Origin of the sequence: Rhodococcus sp. UFZ-B548 (assembly GCF_903819475.1) — a bacterium.
Taxonomy (GTDB): domain Bacteria; phylum Actinomycetota; class Actinomycetes; order Mycobacteriales; family Mycobacteriaceae; genus Rhodococcus_F; species Rhodococcus_F erythropolis.
The window spans coordinates 1-1,415 of the sequence record NZ_CAIJDS010000148.1; the positions used below are offsets into that span (position 1 = coordinate 1).

At 65.2% G+C, this 1,415-nt stretch carries 1 protein-coding gene; it reads left to right on the forward strand.

Features of this window, described 5'->3' with window-relative positions:
- The first annotated feature begins 121 nt into the window (after positions 1 to 121).
- Entirely contained in the window at positions 122 to 1,369 is a 1,248-nt protein-coding gene (locus tag H7C86_RS36885; RefSeq protein ID WP_030538129.1) for an IS256 family transposase, read from the forward strand.
- Positions 1,370 to 1,415 lie beyond the last annotated feature (46 nt).

The window sequence follows — 1,415 nt, forward strand, 5'->3', positions numbered from 1 at the left end:
AGTTGAGTCCCGGATAGTGGTGTAGCGCGGTCGCCGAGATCGTCCCGATGCTGGACGTGGACGCGGCCACCGCGTGATTCTTCAAGAGATCTCTCACAACCACCTTGAAGAGGACACAACGATGACCGCTCCACACATTGTCGACCCTGCAGCTCTGCTTGGCGACGCTCTGGCCGATGCCTCGCCAGATCTGATGCGCAGCCTGTTGCAGACGATGATCAACGCGCTTCTGTCGGCTGATGCCGATGCTGTTGTCGGTGCCGAGTACGGCCGCCCGTCACCTGATCGGACGGCCCAGCGCAACGGATACCGGCATCGACCCCTGGATACCCGAGTCGGCACGATCGACGTCGCCGTCCCCAAACTCAGGGCGGGGTCCTACTTTCCGGAATGGCTGCTCGAGCGTCGCAAACGGGCTGAGACCGCGCTGATCACCGTCGTGGCCGATTGCTACCTCGCCGGCGTGAGCACCCGCCGGATGGACAAGCTCGTCAAGACATTGGGCATCAACAGCCTGTCGAAGTCGCAGGTCTCACGGATGGCCACCGACCTCGACCAGTTGGTTGCGGAGTTCCGTCACCGGCCTCTCGGCGACGCCGGCCCGTTCACCTTCGTCGCTGCTGACGCGCTCACGATGAAGGTCCGCGAAGGCGGCCGGGTCGTCGCCTCGGTCGTTCTGATCGCGACCGGTGTCAACGCCGACGGACGACGTGAAGTCCTCGGAGTGCAGGTCGCCACGTCGGAGACCGGGGCTGCGTGGAACACTTTCTTCGCCGACCTCGTGGCCCGCGGTTTGGCCGGCGTCCGACTCGTCACCAGCGACGCGCACGCCGGACTCAAGGACGCGATCACTGCAAACCTGCCCGGCGCCGCCTGGCAACGGTGCCGCACCCACTACGCGGCGAACCTCATGAGCGTGACCCCGAAGTCGATGTGGCCGGCGGTCAAGGCGATGCTCCACAGCGTCTACGACCAGCCCGACGCACCAGCGGTGGCCGCCCAGTTCGACCGGCTCGTCGACTACGTCGACGACAAACTGCCAGCCGTCGCGGAGCACCTCACAGCCGCCCGTGACGACATCCTCGCGTTCACGACTTTCCCCGAGGGACTCTGGCAGCAGATCTGGTCGAACAATCCCAACGAGCGCCTCAATCGCGAGATCCGCCGCCGCACAGACTCCGTCGGGATCTTCCCCAACCGCGACGCGATCATCCGCCTCGTCGGCGCAGTCCTTGCCGAGCAGACCGACGAATGGGCCGAAGGACGCCGCTATCTCGGCCTCGAAATCCTCGCCAAGTCCCGCCTGACCATCGTCGCAACCAACGACGCCGACATCGACAAGGAGGACATTCCCGCACTCACCGCCTGAACCCGACAGGGTCACGCAGGGCTACACCACTCCCAGGGACTTGACC